This window comes from Pseudomonas sp. AB39(2026) (genome assembly GCF_059831485.1).
The window spans coordinates 2,054,554-2,078,011 of record NZ_CP195212.1 but is presented as its reverse complement, the minus strand read 5'-3'; the positions used below and the strand labels follow the sequence as shown (position 1 = coordinate 2,078,011).

25 protein-coding genes are annotated in these 23,458 nt (G+C 60.6%); 17 read left to right on the top strand and 8 right to left on the bottom strand.

Features of this window, described 5'->3' with window-relative positions; translation table 11 throughout:
- Nucleotides 1-25 precede the first annotated feature (25 nt).
- The 6 genes from adk (at nt 26) to ACSAMW_RS09420 (ending at nt 3,967) form a co-directional block, all read left to right on the top strand.
- Nucleotides 26-673, top strand: a complete 648-nt coding sequence (gene adk / locus ACSAMW_RS09445) for an adenylate kinase (protein WP_500593696.1) — start codon at nt 26-28, stop codon at nt 671-673.
- Between the two features lie 94 nt (nt 674-767).
- Complete coding sequence (tsaB, locus tag ACSAMW_RS09440; RefSeq protein ID WP_500593695.1) at nt 768-1,451, top strand: tRNA (adenosine(37)-N6)-threonylcarbamoyltransferase complex dimerization subunit type 1 TsaB; 684 nt, start codon at nt 768-770, stop codon at nt 1,449-1,451.
- Between the two features lie 149 nt (nt 1,452-1,600).
- Nucleotides 1,601-1,903 carry a hypothetical protein gene (locus tag ACSAMW_RS09435; protein WP_500593694.1) on the top strand — a complete coding sequence of 101 codons (303 nt, stop codon included), beginning with the start codon at nt 1,601-1,603 and terminating at the stop codon, nt 1,901-1,903.
- Entirely contained in the window at nt 1,900-2,760 is an 861-nt protein-coding gene (locus ACSAMW_RS09430; protein ID WP_500594012.1) for a DUF72 domain-containing protein, read from the top strand. Before ACSAMW_RS09435 ends, ACSAMW_RS09430 begins: the two co-directional genes overlap by 4 nt.
- 13 nt (nt 2,761-2,773) lie before the next feature.
- A complete protein-coding gene (locus tag ACSAMW_RS09425; RefSeq protein ID WP_500593693.1) occupies nt 2,774-3,457 on the top strand; it encodes an extensin-like domain-containing protein in 684 nt (227 codons plus the stop codon).
- Between the two features lie 99 nt (nt 3,458-3,556).
- Nucleotides 3,557-3,967, top strand: a complete 411-nt coding sequence (locus tag ACSAMW_RS09420) for a hypothetical protein (RefSeq protein ID WP_500593692.1) — start codon at nt 3,557-3,559, stop codon at nt 3,965-3,967.
- Nucleotides 3,968-4,046: 79 nt separating this feature from the next.
- On the opposite strand, the gene dspII is transcribed toward ACSAMW_RS09420, so the two are convergent.
- Nucleotides 4,047-5,150: an enoyl-CoA hydratase/isomerase DspII gene (gene dspII, locus ACSAMW_RS09415; protein WP_500593691.1), complete on the bottom strand. Its 1,104-nt coding sequence runs from the start codon at nt 5,148-5,150 to the stop codon at nt 4,047-4,049.
- Nucleotides 5,151-5,259: 109 nt separating this feature from the next.
- On the opposite strand from dspII, the gene ung reads away from it, so the two are divergent.
- Nucleotides 5,260-5,955, top strand: coding sequence for a uracil-DNA glycosylase (ung, locus tag ACSAMW_RS09410; protein WP_500593690.1), 696 nt, complete (start codon nt 5,260-5,262; stop codon nt 5,953-5,955).
- Here ung and ACSAMW_RS09405 read toward each other — a convergent pair.
- The 4 genes from ACSAMW_RS09405 to ACSAMW_RS09390 are packed head-to-tail and all read right to left on the bottom strand — an operon-like array spanning nt 5,950 to nt 9,980.
- Complete coding sequence (locus tag ACSAMW_RS09405; RefSeq protein WP_500593689.1) at nt 5,950-6,990, bottom strand: AbrB family transcriptional regulator; 1,041 nt, start codon at nt 6,988-6,990, stop codon at nt 5,950-5,952. The genes ung and ACSAMW_RS09405 overlap by 6 nt on opposite strands.
- A complete protein-coding gene (locus ACSAMW_RS09400; RefSeq protein ID WP_500593688.1) occupies nt 6,983-8,494 on the bottom strand; it encodes a tripartite tricarboxylate transporter permease in 1,512 nt (503 codons plus the stop codon). The genes ACSAMW_RS09405 and ACSAMW_RS09400 overlap by 8 nt, the downstream gene beginning before the upstream one ends.
- A 1-nt stretch (nt 8,495) precedes the next feature.
- On the bottom strand, nt 8,496-8,951 hold the full coding sequence (locus ACSAMW_RS09395) for a tripartite tricarboxylate transporter TctB family protein (protein WP_500594011.1): 456 nt from the start codon (nt 8,949-8,951) through the stop codon (nt 8,496-8,498).
- 48 nt (nt 8,952-8,999) lie between these two features.
- Nucleotides 9,000-9,980 carry a Bug family tripartite tricarboxylate transporter substrate binding protein gene (locus ACSAMW_RS09390; protein ID WP_500593687.1) on the bottom strand — a complete coding sequence of 327 codons (981 nt, stop codon included), beginning with the start codon at nt 9,978-9,980 and terminating at the stop codon, nt 9,000-9,002.
- A 188-nt stretch (nt 9,981-10,168) separates the two neighbouring features.
- Here ACSAMW_RS09390 and ACSAMW_RS09385 point away from each other — a divergent pair, with 188 nt between their 5' ends.
- Together ACSAMW_RS09385 and ACSAMW_RS09380 are read left to right on the top strand one after the other, a co-directional pair.
- Complete coding sequence (locus ACSAMW_RS09385) at nt 10,169-10,840, top strand: response regulator (RefSeq protein ID WP_168084357.1); 672 nt, start codon at nt 10,169-10,171, stop codon at nt 10,838-10,840.
- Complete coding sequence (locus ACSAMW_RS09380; RefSeq protein ID WP_500593686.1) at nt 10,833-12,227, top strand: sensor histidine kinase; 1,395 nt, start codon at nt 10,833-10,835, stop codon at nt 12,225-12,227. Before ACSAMW_RS09385 ends, ACSAMW_RS09380 begins: the two co-directional genes overlap by 8 nt.
- Nucleotides 12,228-12,434: 207 nt before the next feature.
- On the opposite strand, the gene ACSAMW_RS09375 is transcribed toward ACSAMW_RS09380, so the two are convergent.
- Nucleotides 12,435-13,247, bottom strand: a complete 813-nt coding sequence (locus tag ACSAMW_RS09375) for an HDOD domain-containing protein (protein WP_500593685.1) — start codon at nt 13,245-13,247, stop codon at nt 12,435-12,437.
- Between the two features lie 56 nt (nt 13,248-13,303).
- The gene (gene ygfZ, locus ACSAMW_RS09370; RefSeq protein WP_500593684.1) at nt 13,304-14,245 is read right to left on the bottom strand and encodes a CAF17-like 4Fe-4S cluster assembly/insertion protein YgfZ; all 942 of its coding nucleotides are present in this window, start codon (nt 14,243-14,245) and stop codon (nt 13,304-13,306) included.
- 141 nt (nt 14,246-14,386) lie between these two features.
- On the opposite strand from ygfZ, the gene ACSAMW_RS09365 reads away from it, so the two are divergent.
- Genes ACSAMW_RS09365 through ACSAMW_RS09355 form a run of 3 tightly spaced genes read left to right on the top strand, consistent with a single transcriptional unit; the run spans nt 14,387 to nt 15,664 of the window.
- Nucleotides 14,387-14,641 (top strand): FAD assembly factor SdhE, encoded by a 255-nt coding sequence (locus ACSAMW_RS09365; protein ID WP_168084353.1) that lies wholly within the window; start codon nt 14,387-14,389, stop codon nt 14,639-14,641.
- A complete protein-coding gene (locus tag ACSAMW_RS09360; RefSeq protein WP_500593683.1) occupies nt 14,625-15,095 on the top strand; it encodes a protein YgfX in 471 nt (156 codons plus the stop codon). Before ACSAMW_RS09365 ends, ACSAMW_RS09360 begins: the two co-directional genes overlap by 17 nt.
- On the top strand, nt 15,092-15,664 hold the full coding sequence (locus ACSAMW_RS09355) for a GNAT family N-acetyltransferase (RefSeq protein WP_500593682.1): 573 nt from the start codon (nt 15,092-15,094) through the stop codon (nt 15,662-15,664). The genes ACSAMW_RS09360 and ACSAMW_RS09355 overlap by 4 nt, the downstream gene beginning before the upstream one ends.
- Here the strand turns inward: ACSAMW_RS09355 and nadB are convergent.
- The gene (gene nadB, locus ACSAMW_RS09350) at nt 15,607-17,217 is read right to left on the bottom strand and encodes an L-aspartate oxidase (protein WP_500593681.1); all 1,611 of its coding nucleotides are present in this window, start codon (nt 17,215-17,217) and stop codon (nt 15,607-15,609) included. The two genes, ACSAMW_RS09355 and nadB, sit on opposite strands and share 58 nt — an antisense overlap.
- A 509-nt stretch (nt 17,218-17,726) precedes the next feature.
- Between nadB and rpoE the strand changes: the two genes are divergently transcribed.
- From rpoE to lepB, 5 genes are all read left to right on the top strand, one after another.
- Complete coding sequence (rpoE, locus tag ACSAMW_RS09345; protein WP_003252049.1) at nt 17,727-18,308, top strand: RNA polymerase sigma factor RpoE/AlgU; 582 nt, start codon at nt 17,727-17,729, stop codon at nt 18,306-18,308.
- 31 nt (nt 18,309-18,339) lie between these two features.
- Complete coding sequence (locus ACSAMW_RS09340; protein WP_168084349.1) at nt 18,340-18,849, top strand: sigma-E factor negative regulatory protein; 510 nt, start codon at nt 18,340-18,342, stop codon at nt 18,847-18,849.
- A 348-nt stretch (nt 18,850-19,197) separates the two neighbouring features.
- On the top strand, nt 19,198-20,625 hold the full coding sequence (locus ACSAMW_RS09335) for a DegQ family serine endoprotease (RefSeq protein ID WP_195755886.1): 1,428 nt from the start codon (nt 19,198-19,200) through the stop codon (nt 20,623-20,625).
- A 154-nt stretch (nt 20,626-20,779) separates the two neighbouring features.
- A complete protein-coding gene (gene lepA, locus ACSAMW_RS09330; RefSeq protein WP_500593680.1) occupies nt 20,780-22,576 on the top strand; it encodes a translation elongation factor 4 in 1,797 nt (598 codons plus the stop codon).
- An 8-nt stretch (nt 22,577-22,584) separates the two neighbouring features.
- A complete protein-coding gene (lepB, locus tag ACSAMW_RS09325) occupies nt 22,585-23,442 on the top strand; it encodes a signal peptidase I (RefSeq protein ID WP_500593679.1) in 858 nt (285 codons plus the stop codon).
- The last annotated feature ends 16 nt before the right edge of the window (nt 23,443-23,458 follow it).

Below are 23,458 nucleotides of genomic sequence, written 5' to 3'. Positions count from 1 at the left end.
TAAAAAAACATTGAGGAGCATATCGATGCGCGTGATTCTGCTGGGAGCTCCCGGAGCCGGGAAAGGTACGCAGGCCAAGTTCATCACCGAGAAGTTCGGTATTCCGCAGATCTCCACTGGCGACATGCTCCGCGCAGCAGTCAAGGCCGGCACCGAACTGGGCCTCAAGGCCAAGGAAGTGATGGCCAGCGGCGGGTTGGTGTCTGACGACCTGATCATCGCGCTGGTCAAGGAGCGTATCGCCCAGCCCGATTGCACCAAGGGGTTCCTGTTCGACGGCTTCCCGCGCACCATTCCTCAGGCCGAGGCCTTGGTCAGTGCAGGTGTCGTGTTGGACTACGTGGTGGAAATCAACGTGGCGGACGAAGAAATCGTCAACCGCATCGCTGGCCGCCGCGTGCATGAAAATTCGGGCCGGGTGTACCACACGGTATTCAACCCGCCGAAAGTGGAAGGCAAGGATGATGTAACAGGCGAAGCCCTGGTTCACCGCGCCGATGACACTGAGGAAACCGTACGCAAGCGCCTGAAGGTCTACCATGACCAGACCGAGCCGCTGGTCAGCTTCTACGTGAACCTGTCTGCTGAGCAGGGCAAGCCCAAGTACGCCCGTATCGAAGGCGTGGGCACTGTTGAAGACATTACCCACAAGGTGGTTGCAGCGCTGAGCTGATCGCTGGTGGTAAACGAAAGCCCGTTCGCGGGCTTTCGTCGTTTATACTGCCCGCCTTTCCAACCCCCCCATTTCTACCTGACCGGATACCGCAATGCCCACGCTGCTGGCCCTCGATACCGCCACTGAAGCCTGTTCCGTCGCCCTGTTGCATGACGGCAAGGTATTAAGCCACTACGAGGTGATTCCGCGGTTGCACGCCCAGAAGCTGCTGCCCATGATCCAGCAGATCATGGCGGACGCGGGGGTAGGCCTGAGTGCTGTGGATGCCATCGCTTTTGGTCGGGGCCCCGGCGCGTTTACTGGGGTGCGAATTGCGATTGGTGTGGTGCAAGGCTTGGCCTTTGCGCTGGACCGCCCCGTGCTAGGGGTGTCCAACCTGGCCGCGTTAGCGCAAGGCGCCTGGCGCCGGGAAGGCGCTACCCAGGTGGCGGCCGCTATCGATGCACGAATGGATGAAGTGTATTGGGGCTGCTATCGCGAGGAGGGTGGCGAAATGCGCCTGTGTGGTACCGAGGCCGTGCTACCACCTCATGCTGTCCAAGTGCCTGCCGATAACCTGGAAGGCTGGTATGGCGCAGGCACAGGATGGGGCTATGCGGATCGCCTGGCGGTGAAGGCTCAGCGTTTCGATGCTTCGGCGTTGCCCCACGCTGAAGACGTGCTTGCCTTGGCGGGTTTCGCATGGGCGCGCAACGAGGCCATCGAGGCGGCGCAGGCCCACCCGGTCTATCTGCGTGATAATGTCGCCACACCTAAAGTGAACAAGCCCACGTAGCGGGAACTTGCCGCAGGTCGCGGGCTGATCGCTTCTTGTTCGAAGACAGGCTATAAACCTTTTACAGTTTATGTGGTCAAGTTATCACCAGGCCGTGCAGCCTCACGCTACAGTGCCTGCCTATAGACAGCAGTTAACCGAGCCCCCTTATGCGCATAGACGGAGTGGGATCGCGCGCCTACCCCATCAAGCGCAAGCCACGTAGCGGCCTGGCAAGGGTAGACGAAGCGGTCGACGAACAGGAAGGCGAAACCGAGGTGATCGAAGCCCGTCAGCGACCCGCTGCAGGCGGAAGTCGCGGCTCGCTGGTGCCTGTGTTCTCGGCCCGTCAGCAAGAAGAAATGTTCCGCGGCATCAATGCGCGGGTGGCGTCTGCCTTGGCCAGCTACATGACCACCGCCACGTTTGTGGACTGGGAAGGGGAAGTGCTTGGCCTGGACGTGCACATCTGACTTCCGCTCACCTGCCCTATTACCTGGGGTGCCCTTCGTGGAGCGACCCTGCCTGGCGTGGTCGCCTTTATCCCGCTGAATCCACCGCCGCCGATGCTCTGCGGCTGTATGCCACTACCTTCAACGCGGTAGAAGGCAACACCACCTTTTATGCCCGGCCCGCTGAAAGCACCGTAGCGCGATGGGCGCGGGAGATGCCTGAGCATTTTCGGTTCACGGCCAAGTTTCCCCGCGACATCAGCCACGAGGGTGACCTGGCAACCCAGGTAGAGGCGGCAGAAGCTTTTTTAAAATTGCTGTCACCGCTTGGCCCACGGGTATCTACCGTCTGGCTGCAGCTGTCGGCCAGCTTCAGCCCAGCGCGCCTGGGCGAACTGGCCGTATTTATCGAAGCCTTGGGGCGGCCTGTCTCTGTAGAGGTGCGCCACCCTGCGTTCTTTGCTCGTGGCGAAGAAGAACGCGCCCTCAACCGGCTGCTGTTGTCTACAGGAACAGAGCGGATTTGCCTGGACCCGCGCGCATTGTTCAGCGTGACGTCCACGGACCCACGCATTGTGCATGCACAGGAAAAAAAGCCCCACGTACCTCCGCGCCCGGCTGCCTTCACCCACCACCCACAGGTACGGATCATCGGGCTGCCCAATGTGGAGGATAACGAGCCGTTTCTAGACCCTTGGGTAGAGAAAGTCGCGACATGGATCGAGGCCGACAAGTGCCCCTACGTGTTTCTACACACGGCAGACAACTTGGACGCACCTGCCTTTGCGCAACGGTTCCATGCTCGGCTGATGGCGCGTTTACCGGGTATGCCAGCACTGACCGAACCTGAGCCGTCGGCGCAGATGGGGCTGCTCTGACACGGGCGTTGCTGTGCGCACGCTAGGCGTCTGGATAGGCCTTGGGCTAACACTGTGGCTGGCCTGGTGGACCGTCCCGCTTCCTTCCCAATGGGACCCGTGGGCCCCTTTGAACGTTGAGCAACCGCCCAACTGGCTGACCCCCTACAAACTCATGCGCCTGCGCAGCGACCCTGACCTATGCAAGGCCGCCCTAGCCACTTCAAGCTTCGTGACCCGTGCCCAGGCAGATGCTGCGCCAAGTAGCCGTTGCCCGTTGGTAAATGTGGTGAGGGTAAGCGGAGGGCCTGTACGCCTCAGTAGTAGTTTTCTGGCCACCTGCCCGGTAGCCGTTGCGTTTGCACTGTTCGAACGCTACGGGTTGCAACCGGCAGCTCAAGCGGCGTTCAACTCATCCGTGGTGGAGGTCGAGCACATGGGCAGCTATGCCTGCCGTAATATCTATCACCGTGCCCAAGGCCGCCTCAGCCAGCACGCCACTGCCAATGCTTTGGACATTTCAGCGTTTCGCCTGGCCAATGGCCGGCGCATCAGCGTGCTTAAAGGCTGGAGCGGTGCCAATGACGATGCAGCTTTCTTGCAAGCAGCGCGCACGTCAGCCTGCCGGTACTTCAGCACTGTGCTGGGGCCCGACTACAACGCTGCGCACCGCAATCACTTCCACTTGGATATGGGCGGATGGTCGGTGTGCCGATAGGCCTAGATGTATTACCAGGTGTTTCCCAAAACGCACTGGATCGTTAAAACAGAGTCTGAGGTTGTGCAGCTATCCCACTGCGGTCCCGGAGGCCGCCCCATGTATCGCACCTTATCGATCATTGCCGTCTTTAGTGCACTGCTGTCCGGCTGTGCGCCCTATGCCACTGACAGTTACGTACGCACAGAGGTGTACAGTGCACCTAGCCCTGTGTACGTAGAACGCCCTTACGGGTACCCCTATGGGTATGCGGGGGGTTACTACATTTCCCCCGCCCCGCGCTATTACGTGCCGCCGCCTCGGTATTACCCGGTACCCCCTCCACCGGCCTGGCGCCCTGGCCCACCACCTCGGCCTGGCCCCGGCTGGCAAGGCGGCCCTCCACCCCAGTGGCGCCACGACCGTGGGCCTGGTTGGCAGGGTCCAGGTTGGCAAGGCCATGGCCCAGGTGGGCCAGGCTGGGGGCCGCGCGGTGGTTATGGTGGAAGAGGGGGCTGGGACCGCCGATAACGCTGGCCGACGTTAAAGCGGCAGACGGTTAACAGGGCGCAGCGGCATGGCGGGTCCGCCTGCCCTAGCAGTGCGGATGTTACAGGTCCTGCAGCGGATGCTCGCCCTCCCACGCCGGGCTGAAGTGCGCTTGCACGACCGCCTCGGAGATCGCGGCCACGTCGGGCCAGTGCCAGTGGGGCGTGTTGTCCTTGTCCACCAACCGGGCACGTACGCCCTCGCTGAATTCTGGGTGACGGCAGCAATTAAGGCTGATGCTGAACTCCATGCGCAGTGTGTCAGCCAGGGACAGCTGGCGGGCGCGCTTGAGCTGATGCCAGGCCAGGTGCGCGGTGAGGGGGCAGCCGCTGACCAGGTTGCGCGCGGCCAGCGCCAGGTCTGGGTCGGCGTGGTCGTGCCAGCGGGCAATCGCTTTCCACGCTTGCACAGGGGTGGCCACATCAAGCAGGTCATCAATGGCAGCACGGCGCGCCAGCCACTTCGGGTCAGGGCGGTCGGGAAGCGCCTCGTGTTCCAAGGCGCGCAGCAGGCTAGTCAGTTGCACCTGAGCGTCTTCCTGCCAGTTCAGTTGTACCAGCCCGTCGATCAGGGCGTCCTGCTGGTCGTCGCGCAGCAGGCGGTCAGCCAGCCCCAGGTCCAACGCATCGGTGCCATTGACCTGCGCCCCGGTCATGGCCAGGAATAACCCCAGCTTGCCGGGCAGGCGGTTATAGAACCATCCCGCGCCCACGTCCGGGTACAACCCGATACTCACTTCCGGCATGGCCAGCCGGCTGGTCGGGGTAACGATGCGGATGGTTGCGCTTTGCAGCAAGCCCATGCCGCCCCCCAGCACATAGCCATGGCCCCAGCAGATCACCGGGCACTTGAATGTGTGCAGGCGATAGTCCAAACGGTATTCAGCTTCGAAAAAACGTGCCGCCAAGGGGGGCACTTCGCCAGGGTGCGAGCGGCAAGCGTCGACCAGGGTGCGGACATCGCCCCCGGCGCAGAACGCCCTGGCCCCATTGCCCTTGAGCAACACACAGGCGATACGCGGGTTTTGAGCCCACGCCTCCAATCTTTCCAGCAGTGCCTCAATCATCGGCAGCGAGAGCGCATTGAGGGATTTGGGGGCGTCCAGCGTAGCGATGCCGATGCAGGCACCGCTGGCCCCGATCAATTCTTCGAAACTCAGGTTCATCGAACACCTCTGTGTAACGCTTGTTGGAATTGTGGACCGCTTGGGTCAGTTCGATTGACAACAGAGAAGGTCTTTCCTAGTGTCCCCGGATTGTTCCATGGACTGCCACATGACGACTACTGCCCCGGAAGACGACCGCATCAAGCTCGAACCGAGCTGGAAAGAAGCGCTCAGAGATGAATTCGACCAACCCTACATGCGCCAGTTGCGCGAGTTTCTACGCCATGAGCTGGCGGCTGGCAAAGAGATCTACCCACCCGGCCCGCTGATCTTCAACGCGTTGAACCTCACGCCGCTGGACAAGGTAAAAGCGGTTATTCTGGGGCAAGACCCCTACCACGGCCCTGGCCAGGCCCATGGCCTGTGCTTCTCGGTGCAGCCAGGCATCGCCACGCCACCCTCGTTGGTGAATATCTACAAAGAGCTCAAGCGTGACCTGAACATTGATATCCCTCGCCATGGATGCCTCCAGCCGTGGGCGGAGCAGGGGGTGCTGCTGCTTAATACCACTCTGACCGTGGAGCGGAGCAACGCGGCGTCCCATGCGAAAAAGGGCTGGGAGCCGTTTACCGATCGGATCATTCAAACCGTGAATGAGCGGTGCGAGCATGTGGTGTTCCTGCTGTGGGGCGCGCACGCCCAGAGCAAGGCCAAGCTGATCGATAACACCAAGCACCTGATCCTCACCTCCGTGCACCCCTCGCCGTTATCGGCGCACCGGGGCTTCATCGGCAACGGGCACTTTGGTAAGGCCAACCAGTTTCTCAAAGACCACGACATGACGCCCATCGACTGGGCGCTATAACGGTTTTTGAAGCCCCTGTGCCCAGCGCCGGAACAGGGGTTCGGCCAGGAATAGCACGAAGAGCAGGCGCATGACCTGCAACGCGGTCACCAAGGGAACGGACAACTGCAGGGTTTCGGCGGTCAGGCTCATTTCAGCGATGCCGCCGGGCATCATGCCCAGAGTAAGCGAGCGTAGGTCCAACTGGGTGGCGGCACTCAGTACCCAGGCCGCCAGCCCGGCAATCAGCATGGTCAAGAGGGTCCCTACCAAGGTACGCCCGAGAAAGGAGGGCGCACGGCGGAAAAATGCCCGGTTGAAATGACAGCCCAGGCCGCTGCCAATCAACCATTGGCCCACTTGGCTGCCGCCGGTGGGGAGTGAACCGTGCAGGTCAAACCCGATGCTCAAGCTGGCCGTCACCAGCAGCGGCCCAAACAGCCAGGGGTTAGGTTGGTCCAGCTTCTGCCAGATCAGCGCCGCACCCAAACCAGATACGCCTGCCAGTGCCAGCCACCCCCAAGGCAGGGCACCGCCGTGTTGAACGACGCCGCCCTCGCCCAGCAGGTATTTGAACAGGGCCGGTACCAACAGCACCACTAACAGCACGCGCAGGCTTTGCCCAGCGGCAACACGGCTCAGGTTGGCGCCATTACGGGCGCCCAGGTTTACCATCTCCCCCGAACCACCGGGCATGCTGGAGAAAAACGCTGTGGGGCGGTCTTCACCGGTGCGCAGCAACAGCCACACGCTCACTAGGCTGGACAGGCTGGTCACCAGCGCGCCCCCTAGAATAAGCACCCAATGGTCGGCTACCTGCTCGATCACTTGGGGGGTGAAATGCAGGCCAATGCCGATGCCAATGATCCATTGCCCGCACCGGCGGCCGTTGGGTATTTCTCGCAGCTGCCAGGGCGTGGCACAGCGCACCAGGATCACGGCCATCAGTGCGCCGGTCATGAAGGGCAGTGGCCAACCGACCAGGCTGGCCAGGCACCCTCCGGCAAGGCCGGTGAGGCCGGTCAGCCACCAGGCCGGCGCGTCACGTTCAGGCATTGGCAGCCTGTCGTGCGCGTTGACGGTTACGCCAGATGCGCACCAACGGGAAGGCCAGCATGACAACGGTCAGCACCCAAGTGCCGATGGTGATCGGGCTGCCTGCAAGGATATGCAGGTCCCCGTTGGAGATCGACAGCGCCCGGCGCAGGTTCTGTTCCATCAGGCCGCCCAGGATAAAGCCCAGCAGCAACGGCGAGAGAGGGAAGTCCAGCTTGCGCAGGATATAGCCGAAGATACCGATGCCCACCATCAGGAACAGGTCGAAGGTGGTGGCGTGTACGGCGTACACCCCGATACCGGTGATGATGGCGATGATCGGTACCAGCGCCCAGTTGGGTACGGACAGGATGCGGGTGAATACGCGGATCATGGGGATGTTGAGGATGACCAGCATCACGTTGGCGATAAACAGCGAAGCGATCAAGCCCCACACGATGTCCGGCTGCTGTTCGAACAGCAAGGGGCCTGGGGTGATGTTGTACAGGCTCAGCGCGCCGATCATCACGGCCGTGGTGCCCGACCCTGGTACGCCCAAGGTAAGCATCGGCACCAGTGCACCACAGGCCGATGCGCCAATGGCGGTTTCAGGTGCCGCGAGGCCACGCAGGTCACCCTGGCCGAACTTGCCCGTGGTGCCCGCCATGCGTTTTTCAGTCATGTAGGCCACGGCGCTGGCCAAGGTAGCTCCGGCACCTGGTAGCACGCCCATAATGAACCCCAGTAAGCCACAGCGCAGGTTAACCACCCAGACCGCAGCGGCCTCTTTGAGGTTGAACATCATGCGCCCGGTGGCCTGCACCGCCACGTGGCCATGGTGGGTCTTCTCCAGCAGCAGCAGGATTTCCGATACCGAGAACAGGCCCAGCACCAACACCACGAACTGGATACCGTCGGCCAAGTGAACGCTGTCACCGGTAAAACGGTACACCCCGCTGTTGGCATCGATGCCGATAGTGGACAGAAACAGGCCGATCAGCGCGGCGATAAACGTCTTCAAAGGCCGGTTGCCGGCCATGCCGCCCAGGCACACGATGGCAAATACCATTAGTACGAAGTACTCGGCCGGCCCAAAGGCTACGGCCCATTTGGCCAGCAGCGGGGCGAACAGCACCATGCCGCAGGTGGCGATGAACGCGCCAATGAACGAGCTCCAGGCCGACAGCGACAGGGCCACGCCAGCCATACCCTGGCGGGCAAGGGGGTAGCCGTCTAGCGTGGTCATCACAGTGGACGCTTCGCCTGGGATGTTCAGCAGAATTGAACTGATACGCCCGCCGTATTCGCACCCCAGGTACACAGCAGCACACAGGATCAACGCCGACTCCGGTGGAAGCCCCAGCGCGAAAGCAATAGGGATAAGCAGGGCCACACCGTTGATTGGGCCTAGCCCAGGCAGCAGGCCCACAACGGTTCCGATCAAGGTGCCGATCAGGGCTGTAGTGAGGTTGTAAGGCGTGAGGGCAACACCAAAGCCCTGCCCGAGGTAACCGAGTGTGTCCATGTCAGTTCTCCAGTACGTCGAGCAGGCCCAAGGGCAGAGGGACGTCCATCACGCGGTCAAACAAGAGGTAAAGGGCAACGACTGATAGCGGGATGACCACCAGTGCGGGAAGCCAGCGCCCGCCATACAGGCGCGCCATGGGCAGGCCGATGAGCAGGGCGCTGAGTATGAAGCCCAGCGGCTCAAACAGGCCGGCGAACAGCAGCAATAGCCCTACACAGGCGGCGATCTTCACCAGGCTGTGGCGATCCAGGGCCGGCTCATCCTCGTTATGCACGATGGTGGCAGGGCGTATCAGCATGTAGGCAAACGCCAGCCCCATGAGGGCCAGCAGCAACAGGGGGTACGCACGTGGGCCTACGGGTTCGTAGGAGAAAGCAGCCTGGTACGGCCAGGCCATGGCCGCCAAGGCGACACACACCAGCAGCAGCACCCCGGCAAACAGCCGTTGCAGCATTTTCATTGTTATTCTCCGGCATGCCCGCGAGGGTGCGGGCCCAGGGGGTTACTGGATCAGCCCGAATTCCTTGGCCAGGCCTTTGTAGTCCGTTACCTGCTTTTTCACGTAGGCGTCCAGTTCTGCACCGGTAAGGGCGAAGGGGAACAGCTCGCGCTGGTCGCGCAGGGTGGCGAACTCATCGGTGGCCAGCATCTTGTCGAACGTGGTTTTCCACCAGGCGTACTCTTCGTCACTGACCTTCGGGCCCACGTAGAAGCCGCGTACCACCGGCCATTCGATGTCGTAGCCCTGCTCCTTGGCGGTAGGGATGTCCTTCATGGCAGGTTCGTCCAGGCGCTTGTCCGAGAACACGGCCAGGATGCGCATGTTGCCCGCTTCGATGTGGGGCATGGAGTCGGAGATGTCCGTGCTACCTACTTGGATATGGCCACCCATCAGCGCGGTAGCGATTTCGCCGCCCCCTTCAAGCGCTACATAGCGCAGGTCCTTAGGGTTGATGCCGGCGGCTTTGGCCAGCAGTGCGGTTTGCATCCAGTCCTGGCTGCCCACGGTACCCCCTGAGCCGATCACGACCTTGCTGGGGTCAGCCTTCAAGGCCTGTACCAGGTCATCCAGGTTTTTGTAGGGGGAGTCGGTTTTCACTGCAATGGCGCCATAGCTGGTGCCGACGGCGGCCAGCCAGCGCACGGCGTTTTCGTCGAAACGGCCGAACTTGCCTTGCGCCAGGTTGAGCAGGGAGCCGCTGGACCAGGCAACGATAGTGCCGCCATCCTTAGGGCGTTGCGCTACCACGGCGTTGTACGCCACTGCACCCACGCCGCCTGGCATGTAGGTCACGCGCATAGGCTTTTCCAGCAGCTTCTGGTTCAGCAATGCGCTTTGTACCAGTTTGCAGGTGAGGTCGAAGCCGCCGCCAGGGGAGGCTGGCGCGATGCACTCAGGGCGTTTGGGCTCTTCGGCGAGCGCGGAATGGGCGAATGCAAGGCAGGAGACTGCCAACGCGAGGGGGCGCAGTAGGGGGGTCATGGGCGACGTCCTGATTGTTGTTTTTGTGATAGTCAGTACAAGCTGAGCCCGAGCCTATGGCGTGAAACTTTCACCAGACTTTCAAAATCGTGGTTTTCTGAAAAAATCTTTATCTTTCCTGCGCCAGGATCGCCAAGCGCTAGGGAATAAGGGACACTTCCCGCGCGTCGCTGAACGAGGGAGACCGCATGCGCATCCTGCTGGTAGAAGATCATGAGCAATTGTCGCAAAGCATTGCCCAGGCGTTAAAGGCCGCCGGGCTTACGGTAGACGTGCTACATGACGGCGTGGCGGCAGACCTGGCCTTGACCAGCGAAAACTACGCCATGGCTATTCTGGATGTGGGCTTGCCGCGCCTGGAAGGTTTTGAGGTGCTGGCCCGCTTGCGCGACCGTGGCCAGAACCTGCCGGTGTTGATGCTCACCGCCCGTAGCGACGTAAAGGACCGGGTTCACGGCTTGAACCTGGGCGCAGACGATTACCTGGCAAAACCCTTCGAGCTGACTGAGCTGGAAGCCCGTGTGAAGGCGCTGCTGCGCCGTACTTTATTAGGCGGAGAGCGCATTCAGCGCTGCGGTTCACTGGTCTACGACCTGGAAGCGCGACGCTTCAGCATGAATGAGGTAGCACTGGTGCTGACCTCTCGCGAGCAAGCTGTGCTCGAAGCCCTGATTGCTCGCCCTGGGCGCGTAATGAGCAAGGAGCAGTTGGCCGCTCAAGTATTCGGCCTGGATGAAGACGCCAGTGCCGAGGCCATCGAAATCTATATTCACCGTTTGCGCAAGAAGCTGGACGGCCAAGGCGTTGCCATTGTGACGTTCAGAGGGCTGGGTTATCTGCTGGAAGGCCGTGATGCCTAAGCCGGCCAGCCTGCGCTGGCGCCTGCTGGGCAACCTGGCGTGGCTGTTGGTGCTATTGATGCTGGCCAGTGGCATGAGCGCCTACTGGAATGGGCGTGAGGCGGCAGATATCGCCTATGACCGTACCCTGCTGGCCTCCGCCAGAACCATCTCTGCGGGTTTGACGGCCCAGGATGGCCGCCTGAGCCTGGATGTGCCCTATGTGGCCCTGGATACGTTCGCCTACGACAGCGCGGGCCGCATCTACTACCAGGTCAACGGGATTGATGGCCAGTTGATTTCTGGTTATGAAAACATGCCTGCGCCCCCTGCCGGTACACCTCGTACAGATGCCTACCCGGCGCTGGCCAAGTTTTACAACGGCACCTATAAGGGCCAGGACGTGCGCGTGGTGAGCCTGCTCAAGGCGGTCACCGAACCTAGCATGAACGGCATGGCAGAGATTCGTGTGGCCGAAACGGACGAAGCCCGTGTAGACATGGCACGCGGCCTGATGACTGACACGCTGCTGCGCCTAGGCATGCTGGGGGGCGGTGCGTTGTTGCTGGCCTGGATTACCGTCAGCAATGCGCTGAACCCCCTGGATCGCTTGCGGCGGGCAGTGGAAGAGCGCCGGTCCGATGACCTGCGGCCATTGCCGCGTGAAGAGGTCCAGCGTGAGCTGTTGCCTCTGGTGCAGTCCATCGATCACTTTACCGAGCGGTTGAGGGTGCAGTTCGAGCGGCAGGGCCAGTTCATCGCCGAGGCTGCCCACGAGCTGCGCACGCCATTGGCAGCCCTTAAGGCACGTGTGGAGCTAGGGTTGCGCAGCAGCGACCCAGCCGAGCTTCACTTGGCGCTGGTGGAAGGGCGGCAGGGTATTGATCGCCTTACCCACCTGGCGAACCAGCTGCTGTCCCTGGCACGTATCGAGAACGGGGCCCAGGCGATTGCCGAGGGCGGTGCCGAACGCATTGACCTGTCGCAACTGGCCCGGGAGCTGGGTATGGCCTTGGCGCCCCTGGCCCATGGAAGAGGCCTGGCCCTGGCCCTTGAGGCCGAACAACCGGTGTATATCCGCGGTGAACCCACCTTGCTGACCGAATTGCTCAGCAACCTGGTGGACAATGCCTTGGCCCATACGCCCCAGGGCGGGACGGTGGTACTGCGCGTGTTACCAGACGCCGTGCTGGAAGTGGAAGACGAAGGCCCGGGTATCCCTGAAGACGATCGGGCACGGGTGTTTCAGCGTTTTTACCGGCGCGGCCAACAAGGCACGGGCTTAGGGCTGGCGATCGTGGGCGAAATCTGTAGGGCGCACCTGGCCGATATATCGCTGCACGATGGCGCCCTAGGCGGGTTGAAAGTGAGGGTCGCGTTCACTGAGCTGCCTGATCTGGCTCCGTAGATAGCTGGGTGAACTTCATAGGGGAGGTTCCCGGTCTCCGCCTTTGGCTGCGACCAGTCCCACAGCGATAGCGCATGGCGATGAGCTTAGTAAGTCTCTGTAGGAACCCCGCGCAGCGGGCGAACAAGGTTCTAGGGAGACAGGGCCAGTATTGTTCATTTGCTCAGGAAGAGGCTAGGTTCGTTCTGTTCACGTGCCCGCATGCGCTCAAGCCAGCATCGTCCGTGCATCAGCCAGTTCACGCCCTAGTAAGGGTGGGTCAAGTGCATCCATGCGCAGGCGCTGATAGCTGGGTAGCCCGCTGATGGAGGGTCGCTGCTCAATGGGCGTACTTAGTAGCGACGCCATCTGCACCACGTCTGAATAATCGGCCTTGGCCTGTTCCCGCTCGTAGTCCAGGTACAGCAAAGGCACCTCTGCTAGTGCGCGAGGAAAGTCCCAGGATTTGAGAATGCGTGCGCCGATCACCGGGTGAATGCGGTCTATCACGTGGTTAAGGCAGATGGGGTCACTGAGCAAGTCGTTGTGTTCTTCGGCGTACGTCAATATGGGCAAGACACCGATCAGGTGGACCATGCCAGCCAACGCTCCCTGGTCTGGCTTGAGGTGCGGCTGGCGCCTCGCAATTTCATAGGCAATGCCGGCCACGGCAATGCTTTGGCTCCAGATTTCCCTTAATTTGGCTTCCACCACAGGCTGGCGAGCATTGAAGATCTGTTCGATCACCAAGCCGATCGCCAGGTTGCAGGTATAGTTTACCCCCAGGCGCGTGATCGCCGCCTGCAGGCTGGTCACTTCTACGTGGCTTCGCAGGAGAGGGCTGTTCACCACCTTGATCAGGCGCGCGCTGAGTGCGGGATCACGGCCCACCACCCTGCCGAGTTCGCTGACGCTGACTTCGCTGTTCTCGGCGGCCCGGCGGATTTCCAGCGCTACTTCGGGCAGCGTGGGCAGCATCAGATCATCCCGGTCGATGGCGACCAGCAAGTCGTTTTGAACCGCCTGGGCCAGCTCGCTCATGGGGCCTCTCGGGTTATAAGGCATGAAGCCTGGGCGAACACGCCCTGTACAACAGGTTAGCGTTGAATCTCGCGATCGCGGTCCAGTGTGTAAGGCAGCTCAAGTAGCGTCAGGCGGGGCCCTTGCGCAGTACCCAGGAACACTTCACCCTGCTCGGCCACATCGTTCTGCAACACGGCCAGCAACTCTACTGTGCCAGGCGCGGCGGCAGCCACTACCACTTCTCCTACTGCACTGGCATGTGCAGGCGAGCACAGCGGTGTGCCCGGTGCTGGCAGCTCGCCTTCCGGTAATGCCAGGTGATACAAGCGGCGCTTGAGCTTCCCAAGGTATTGCATGCGCGCCACGATTTCCTGGCCGGTGTAGCAGCCCTTTTTAAAGCTCACACCACCAACGGCTTGCAGGTTCAGCATCTGGGGAATGAACAGTTCGTGAGTAGGGCCGAACACTTGGCCTATGCCGGCGCGAACCTGCCCCAGCAGCCAGTCGTTGAGGTGCCCTGTGGGTAAGCCCTCCGCCAACTGCAAGCGCAACCCTTCAGCCTGCTCGGCAGGCACCCAGGCTTCTGCCCGGCCTGGCGATACGCGGATGAACATCGCATCACCCTGGCTCACCATGGCGTGGGGCGCTTCTGGTAACTGAATGCCCAGGCTTGCCAGCCACGCGTCGCCCTGGCTGATACCCCACCGTGCCCACTGTGGTGTGTCGTTAGTGAGCGTTGCCTTGGAAAACACGGCGTATTTCTTCAGGTCGGCCAACTGCAGCTCTACCAGTTCGCTGGCCATCGCCAGCAGGTAGCCATTGCCTTGGGGAGCGATGCGAAAACTCGACTGCATACGGCCCTTGGGCGTACATCGAGCGCCCAGGCTGCTGGCGTCGGCACCCAGGTAGTTGAGGTTGCAGGTGAGCTGGCCTTGCAGGAATTTGCTGGCATCCGAGCCGCGGACTGCAAGAACGCCCTCGTGGTCGAGCGCACAGAAAAAAGGAGAGTCAGACATGAGGCACTTAGCTGAGCGGATGTGCACCCATCATAGTGCGGCACAAGCAAAATAAACAGGCACGCCATATTCACTCATACCCTTGGTGTGCCCAGGCAACGCTCGCTCTGTATACTGGCGGCCTTTTCCAAGGAGCCCACCATGGTCGCGGACATCGAACTCAACCGCCTGTACTGGCATAGCCGCCGTGGCATGCTGGAGCTGGACGTGCTGCTGGTACCTTTCGTCAAGGAAGTGTACCCCTCACTCAACGAAACCGACCGCGCTGTGTATGTCCGGCTGCTTGAGTGCGAAGACCAGGACATGTTCGGCTGGTTCATGGAGCGCAGCGAGTCCGAAGACCCGGAGCTGCAGCGCATGGTTCGCATGATCCTGGACCGTGTCCAGCCAAAGTGACGTGTTCGAATGCCGCTGGCAGCCGTCGCGTCGGCTGTTTGCGGCCTACGGCGCCACACTGCTGCTGGCCTTGTGCTCCACGTTCGTATTGCAGTTGCCTGCCAGTGTACAGCTGGGGATGGTAACGGCGTGCCTTGCCCATGCCGCCTGGGTGTTGCCCCGCCACATTCTGTTGAGCGCAGCCTGTGCTGTCAGTGGCGTGCGCCGTAGCCCGCAAGGTTGGGCCGTGTTCAGTCGCAGCCTGGGATGGCAGGCGGTCCAGTTGTGCCCAGACAGCATGGCATTGCCTGCGGTCGTGATCCTGCGGTTCCGCACACCGGGCCAATGGTGGGCTCGTTCAGCCTGCATTCCGGCAGACTCACTGGGCGCTGAAGCCCATCGGCGGTTGCGCCTGAGGCTGCGTTGGGATCGCCGCCTGTTTGCCTATCCCGTTTCCCAAGCGTCAGACGCATGACGCCCAATGCCACCTGCCTGGTGCCCTACGGTAACCTCAATGCCGAGCAGCGCAAGGCTGTGCTGGGGCTGGATGTGGAACCTTGGCAGCGTGATGCCTGTGGCACCGTAGAAAGTGCGCTCTACCTGCTGATGGACCGCCCTGCTTCAGCCCAAGTCGCCTGGGCAGTGTTGAGAGAGGAACAGCCTGTGGGGTTCCTGATGCTGATGCGTGCGCCACTTACTCCCGCGTGGGTAGGCCCCATGGCAGCACTGATGCATTCCTTTCAAATAGACCGCCGTTTCCAGCGTCAAGGCCTGGGTGCGGCGTGCCTGCGGGCCCTACCGGCTGCTACCCAGGCCCTATGGCCGGATATCACTGAACTGGTGCTGTCAGTAGACCCAGGCAATACTGCCGCCTTGCGCCTGTATCAGGCGCAGGGTTGGACGGATGGCGGCACGGCGTACCGGGCCAGGGTCGGTCATGAGCGTAAGTATGTGCTGTCGCTTGCTAAGAGGGGTCACGGCCGAGGTCAAGGGCAGGCAGGCTCCAGCACGGTATCCCTGGCCTCATCCAGCAAGCCTGGGTAATCCAGCGTATAGTGCAGCCCTCGGGATTCCTTGCGCAGCAGGGCGCAGCGGATCATCAGGTCCGCCACCTGGGCCAGGTTGCGCAGCTCGATCAGGTCGCGGCTGACTTTGTAATTGCTGTAGAACTCATCGATTTCCGCTAGCAGCAGCTGTACCCGGTGTTGTGCCCGGGTGAGTCGCTTGGTGGTGCGAACAATGCCAACGTAGTCCCACATGAAACGGCGCAACTCATCCCAGTTGTGGGCGATCACCACGTCTTCGTCCGAGTCCGTCACCTGGCTGGCGTCCCAGGTGGGGAGGCCCTCCGGGAGCGTAACCGCTGGCAGTTGTGCCTGAATGTGCTCGGCTGCGGAGCGCCCATACACAAAACATTCCAGCAGCGAGTTGCTGGCCATGCGGTTGGCCCCATGCAGGCCGGTGAAGGTGGTTTCCCCAATCGCATACAAGCCGGGCACGTCAGTACGGCCGTCGCTGTCGACCATCACGCCACCGCAGGTGTAATGGGCGGCGGGCACCACAGGAATGGCTTGGCGCGTGATATCGATCCCAAACGCCAGGCAGCGCTCATACACGGTGGGGAAGTGGGCGCGTATGAAGGCGGCAGGCTTGTGGCTTATATCCAGGTACACACAATCGGCGCCCAGGCGCTTCATTTCATGGTCAATGGCACGCGCCACGATGTCCCGTGGCGCCAGCTCTTCACGTGGGTCGAAGCGCGACATGAAACGCTCACCATCAGGTAGCTTGAGTACAGCGCCTTCACCGCGCAGGGCCTCTGTCACCAGAAAGCTTTTTGCCTGGGGGTGGTATAGGCACGTGGGATGAAACTGGTTGAATTCCAGGTTTGCCACACGGCAACCTGCGCGCCATGCCATAGCGATTCCATCACCACAGGCGCCATCGGGATTGCTGGTGTACAGGTACACCTTCGCCGCGCCCCCTGTGGCCAGCACGGTAAAGCGGGCTGCAAAGGTGTCCACCTCACCTGTCTTGCGGTCCAGCACGTAGGCACCCAGGCAACGGTTACCCTCACGGCCCAATTTGGCTTCGGTAATAAGGTCGACAGAGACGCGTTGCTGGAGCAATTCAATGTTCGGTCGCTGGCGGGCCTGGGCCAGCAGGGTGTTGAAGATGGCGGCGCCGGTAGCGTCCGCAGCGTGGATGATACGCCGGTGGCTGTGGCCGCCTTCACGGGTGAGGTGGAATTCGAAATGGCCATCTTCCGCTGACGCAGCTTCGTCACGGGTAAACGGAACGCCTTGGTCTATGAGCCATTCTATGGCTTCGCGGCTATGCTCCACCGTAAAGCGGACGGCCTCTTCCTGGCATAGCCCGCCGCCAGCATCCAGGGTGTCACGCACATGAGAATCCACAGTATCGGCATCGTCCAAAACTGCCGCAACGCCGCCCTGTGCCCAATAGGTTGAACCGTTCGAGAGTTCGCCCTTGCTCAGTACCGCGATGCTAAGGTGGGCTGGAAGATTCAAGGCAAGGCTCAAGCCTGCGGCACCGCTGCCGATGACCAATACGTCGTGATGCAGATGCTGACTCATGTGGCTGGGAAACTCCTGCGGCTTGGGGGCCGGTTTTATCTTGACCGCTGGGGTACTGCGGTAGCACGAAACCCTAGCAAAGGCTCCACTGCTGCGGCTATGGCACAATGGAGCCATAGTGCTGCATGGGCAGTCGATATTTATACCAGCGGCGCACAGACGGAGCCATGTTAATGTCCCGCTGGAGAGCTGAAGGGCTGGACTTGATGGCCCGGCTTGTAGGAAATTGGCTATCTGGATTTGGGAACTTTCCTAATTGGGGCACAATCCATAGGTGGGTTATCACAACACGGTACGACAGTGCACAGCCCCTGGGGGCGGCTTGTCAGTCACCGGGCATCCGGACTGTCACGCAGCAGGTAAGTGCCTGGTGCGTTTTTTCCTGTACCCGAATTTGCGGGTAGGAAACTTGCGTAGAGGGGAGAACTTTTGCACAAAGCCCGAGTCTATGGTTGCAAGCCTGAACAATGGCTCTTGCAGCGCTCCTTGGCGCGTATCGAGGAGTGTTCATGCTAACCCAGGAAGAAGACCAACAGCTGGTCGAGCGCGTTCAGCGCGGAGATCGGCGTGCGTTCGACCTGTTGGTGCTCAAGTACCAGCACAAGATTCTCGGATTGATCGTGCGCTTTGTGCACGATACCCATGAGGCGCAGGACGTAGCTCAGGAAGCGTTCATCAAGGCGTACAGGGCCTTGGGTAACTTCCGCGGCGATAGCGCGTTCTACACCTGGCTTTACCGGATCGCCATCAACACGGCGAAAAACTATTTGGTGTCCCGCGGAAGGCGGCCACCGGACAGCGATGTCAGCTCCGAGGATGCGGAGTTCTACGATGGCGATCATGGTCTCAAGGATCTCGAATCGCCGGAACGCTCGCTGTTGAGGGATGAGATCGAGGGCACCGTCCACCGGACCATCCAGCAGTTGCCGGAAGACCTTCGCACGGCCCTGACCCTGCGCGAGTTCGATGGCCTGAGTTATGAAGACATTGCCAGTGTGATGCAATGTCCGGTGGGCACCGTGAGGTCGCGTATCTTCCGCGCTCGCGAAGCCATAGACAAAGCCTTGCAGCCATTGCTGCAGGAAACCTGAGACAGCGGCGACAGCCAAGAGAGGAACCGCAATGAGTCGTGAAGCCCTGCAGGAATCGCTGTCCGCGGTGATGGATAACGAAGCGGACGAACTTGAATTACGCCGCGTGCTGACTGCCGTGGAGGACAGTGAAGCGCGCGCCACCTGGTCTCGCTACCAGGTCGCAAGGGCTGCCATGCACAAGGAGCTGCTTGAACCTAAACTGGACCTGGCAGCAGCGGTAGCAGCGGCGCTTGCTGATGAAGCTGCTCCTGTCCGTACAGCTAGTAATCCTTGGCGCAGTGTAGGCCGCCTGGCCGTGGCGGCTTCCGTCACGCTGGCCGTGCTGGCAGGTGTTCGCCTGTACAACCAGAACGACATCGGTGGCGCGCAAGTTGCGCAACAGGCTCCGCAGCCTGCACTGGTGGCCCCACAGGCTCAAGGGCCTGCGGTACTGGCGGGTTACACGGAAAGCGAGAGCAGCGATGCTGTTAAAGCGCCCGCTGTACAGGATCAGGCCGGTTGGCAGCAAGCCCCGGCGGCTCAAGGCACACAGCGGTAAGCTTACCGCCCCCTGGGTTACCCTGAATGCCGCACTTATGTGCGGCATTTGCGTTTCTGGTGGGGGATCTAGGGGGGGCTCTAGCTACATGAAATGTTGCCATAGGGTTCAGTAGCCCTAGCCGTTAAGGAGAGGCGTGATTGTCTGAAAGCGCGCTTCAAAGGCGTTAAATTTTGATTCATGTAGCAAAATGCAACATGAAAGTTCAGACGATACAGTTGCAATGCGACCCTGTTTTTTTTATAGGTCACTACTACCAGGAAGCGTGCGTTGCTTTGCCGCCCCGGTACGGGACCAGGGACGCCCCTTCGCTTAACCATCCTCGTAATCTACGGGAGCCGTATGTCGATACCACGCTTGAAAACCTGCCTGTCGCTCTTCGCCGCAGTGCTCATGCTGGGGCAGGTTGTGACCGCCCAAGCAGAGGCGCTGCCTGATTTCACCACATTGGTGGAGCAAGCCTCCCCTGCGGTTGTGAATATCAGCACTACTCAGAAGCTGCCCAACCGTGGCGTAGCTGACAGCCAGATGCCTGACCTTCAAGGCCTGCCGCCCATGTTCCGCGAGTTCTTCGAGCGCAATATGCCAAAGAACGCACCGCGCAACCGGGGTGACCGTCAGCGTGAAGCGCAGTCGCTGGGGTCAGGTTTCATCATTTCGCCCGACGGCTATGTGCTGACCAACAACCATGTGGTGGCCGACGCCGATGAAATCATCGTTCGCCTGTCTGATCGCAGCGAGCTCAAGGCCAAGCTGATCGGCACTGACACACGCACCGACGTGGCGTTGCTCAAGATCGATGGCAAGAACCTGCCTACGGTCAAACTGGGCGACTCTGATAAGCTCAAGGTGGGCGAATGGGTACTGGCGATCGGTTCGCCCTTTGGCTTCGACCACTCCGTTACCAAAGGTATTGTCAGTGCCAAGGGTCGCACCCTGCCCAATGACTCCTATGTACCGTTCATTCAAACCGATGTGGCCATCAACCCAGGTAACTCGGGTGGCCCGCTGTTCAACATGAATGGGGAAGTGGTGGGTATCAACTCCCAGATCTTCACCCGTTCGGGTGGCTTCATGGGGCTGTCGTTCGCTATTCCGATCGACGTGGCGCTGGACGTCTCCAATCAGCTCAAGAAAGACGGCAAGGTCAGCCGCGGTTGGCTGGGTGTTGTCATTCAGGAGGTCAACAAGGACTTGGCCGAGTCCTTCGGGCTGGACAAGCCAGCCGGCGCATTGGTAGCGCAGGTGATGCAGGATGGGCCAGCCGCCAAGGGTGGCCTGCAGGTAGGTGATGTGATCTTGAGCATGAATGGCCAGCCCATCATCATGTCGGCAGACCTTCCCCACCTCGTAGGTGGCCTCAAGTCAGGTGCCAAGGCCTCCCTTGAGATTATTCGCGACGGCAAGCGCCAGAACCTGGACCTGACCGTAGGCGCATTGCCTGATGAAGATGACATGGATGCAGCCGCTGGCGCAGATGGTCAGCCTGAGCGCAGCAGCAACCGACTGGGTGTTGCTGTGGCCGACCTGACCGATGAGCAGAAAAAGGCTGCCGACCTTAAAGGCGGCGTGCTGATCAAGGACGTTCAGGATGGCCCCGCTGCCATGATTGGCCTGCAACCAGGCGATGTGATCACACACCTGAACAACCAGGCTATCACCTCAGCCAAGCAGTTCACGGACGTGGCCAAAGGGCTGCCGAAGAATCGCTCGGTGTCCATGCGCGTACTGCGCCAGGGGCGCGCCAGCTTCATTACCTTCAAGTTGGCCGAGTAACGCAGGCCCTCGAAAAAGGCGATCTTCGGATCGCCTTTTTCATGCCTGACACCCGCTAACATGCAGGCCCTCCCACAAGGTGCGCTGCATCAGGTACAATGCCCGGCTATTTTTTGTCGGGCGCCCGGCCCAAGGCCTTTTCGAGTGTTGATCTGTGAGTGATCTGAGTCATATCCGCAATTTCTCCATCATCGCCCACATCGACCACGGCAAGTCGACGCTGGCCGATCGGTTCATCCAGATGTGCGGTGGCCTTGCCGACCGTGAGATGGAAGCCCAGGTGCTCGATTCGATGGACCTTGAGCGCGAGCGTGGGATTACCATCAAAGCCCATAGCGTGACCCTTCACTACAAGGCGAACGACGGCAAAACGTATCAGTTGAACTTCATCGACACCCCCGGCCACGTAGACTTCACCTATGAAGTCAGCCGTTCCCTGGCAGCGTGCGAAGGCGCACTGCTGGTCGTGGATGCAGGGCAGGGTGTAGAGGCGCAGTCGGTCGCCAACTGCTATACCGCCATCGAGCAGGGCCTTGAAGTGATGCCCGTGCTCAACAAGATGGACCTTCCCCAGGCCGACCCGGACAGGGTGAAGGAAGAAATCGAGAAAATCATCGGCATCGATGCTACCGACGCCGTGGCCTGCAGTGCCAAGAGCGGCATGGGCGTGCCAGAGGTACTCGAACGCCTGGTACACACTATTCCGGCTCCGGTAGGCAACATCGATGCGCCGTTGCAGGCATTGATCATCGACTCCTGGTTCGATAACTACCTGGGTGTGGTTTCGCTGGTGCGGGTACGCCACGGGCGGGTCAAGAAAGGCGACAAGATCCTCGTCAAGTCCACAGGTAAAACCCACCTGGTGGATAGCGTGGGCGTGTTTACACCCAAGCACACACCTACCGCTGACTTGAAAGCGGGTGAAGTGGGCTTCATCATCGGCAGCATCAAGGACATCCATGGGGCGCCAGTAGGTGACACCCTTACGCTGTCTACTACCCCCGATGTGGAAGTGCTGCCAGGGTTCAAGCGTATCCAGCCGCAGGTGTATGCGGGCCTGTTCCCCACCAGCTCCGATGAGTTCGAGGATTTCCGTGAGGCTCTGCAGAAGCTGACCCTCAACGACTCTTCGCTGCAATACCAACCGGAGAGTTCGGACGCACTGGGCTTCGGCTTCCGTTGCGGCTTCCTGGGCATGCTGCACATGGAGATCATTCAGGAGCGTCTGGAGCGCGAATACGACCTGGACCTGATCACCACGGCGCCAAGCGTGATCTATGAAGTGAAAATGAAAACGGGCGAAACGCTTTACGTGGATAACCCATCCAAGCTGCCCGATATTTCCTCAGTCGAGGACTTCCGCGAGCCTATTGTCGAAGCCACCATCCTGGTTCCCCAAGAGCACTTGGGTAACGTGATTACCCTGTGTGTGGAAAAGCGCGGGGTGCAGAAGGACATGCAGTTTCTGGGCAGCCAGGTGCAGGTACGCTACGACCTGCCCATGAACGAAGTGGTGCTGGACTTCTTCGACCGCCTCAAGTCCACCAGCCGCGGCTATGCCTCGCTCGATTACCATTTCGACCGCTATCAGTCGGCCAACCTGGTGAAGCTGGATGTGCTGATCAACGGCGACAAGATCGATGCCCTGGCCTTGATCGTTCACCGTGACAACGCCCATTACAAGGGGCGTGCACTAACGGAAAAAATGAAGGAGCTGATTCCTCGTCAGATGTTCGACGTGGCGATCCAGGCGGCCATTGGCGGCCAGATCATCGCGCGGACCTCTGTCAAGGCACTCCGGAAGAACGTTCTTGCCAAATGCTATGGTGGCGACGTCAGCCGCAAGCGCAAGCTGCTCGAAAAGCAGAAGGCCGGTAAGAAACGTATGAAGCAGGTCGGCAACGTGGAAATTCCACAAGAAGCCTTCCTTGCCGTACTCAGGTTGGAATAGCAGGTTCTATGTCTCTTAACTTCCCGCTGTTGTTGGTTATTCTCGTGGCCGTGTGTGGCTTGCTGGGTCTGCTGGACCTTCTGTACTACGCACCGCGGCGGCGAGCCGCCATTGCGAACTACCAGGGCAGCGTGGCTCAGCCAGAGCCTGCTGTGCTGGAGCAGTTGAACAAGGAACCGTTGCTGGTCGAATACGGTAAGTCGTTTTTCCCGGTGTTGTTCATTGTGCTGGTGCTGCGCTCGTTCCTTGTGGAGCCGTTCCAGATTCCTTCCGGGTCCATGAAACCCACGCTGGAAGTGGGCGACTTCATTCTGGTGAACAAGTTTTCCTACGGTATTCGCTTGCCGGTGCTGGACACCAAAGTGATCTCCGTGGGCGACCCCCAGCGTGGTGATGTGATGGTGTTCCGCTACCCTAGCGACCCCTCGGTTAACTACATCAAGCGGGTAATAGGTACACCAGGGGACACCATCCGGTATACGTCGGACAAGCACCTGTATGTCAACGGCGCGCTGGTAGAAGAGCAGATGGTGGGCACTACTTTCGATCCGCAACTGGGCGAAGTGGGTGTTTACAAAGAGCAGATCGGCAAAGCCGAGCACCTTATCCATCAGCAGATGGCGGCCTACCGCATGCTGCCGGGTGGGGAGTGGACGGTGCCTGCCGGTCATTACTTCATGATGGGCGACAACCGTGACAATTCCAATGACAGCCGTTACTGGGATGACACCAGCATTCCCAAGGACCTGCTGGGTATGGTCCCGGACCGCAATATCGTCGGTAAGGCCTTTGCGGTATGGATGAGCTGGCCCGAGCCGAAAATGCGTCATATGCCTACACTGGATCGGGTAGGCCTGATCAAGTAAGGCCTGTCCTATCCCG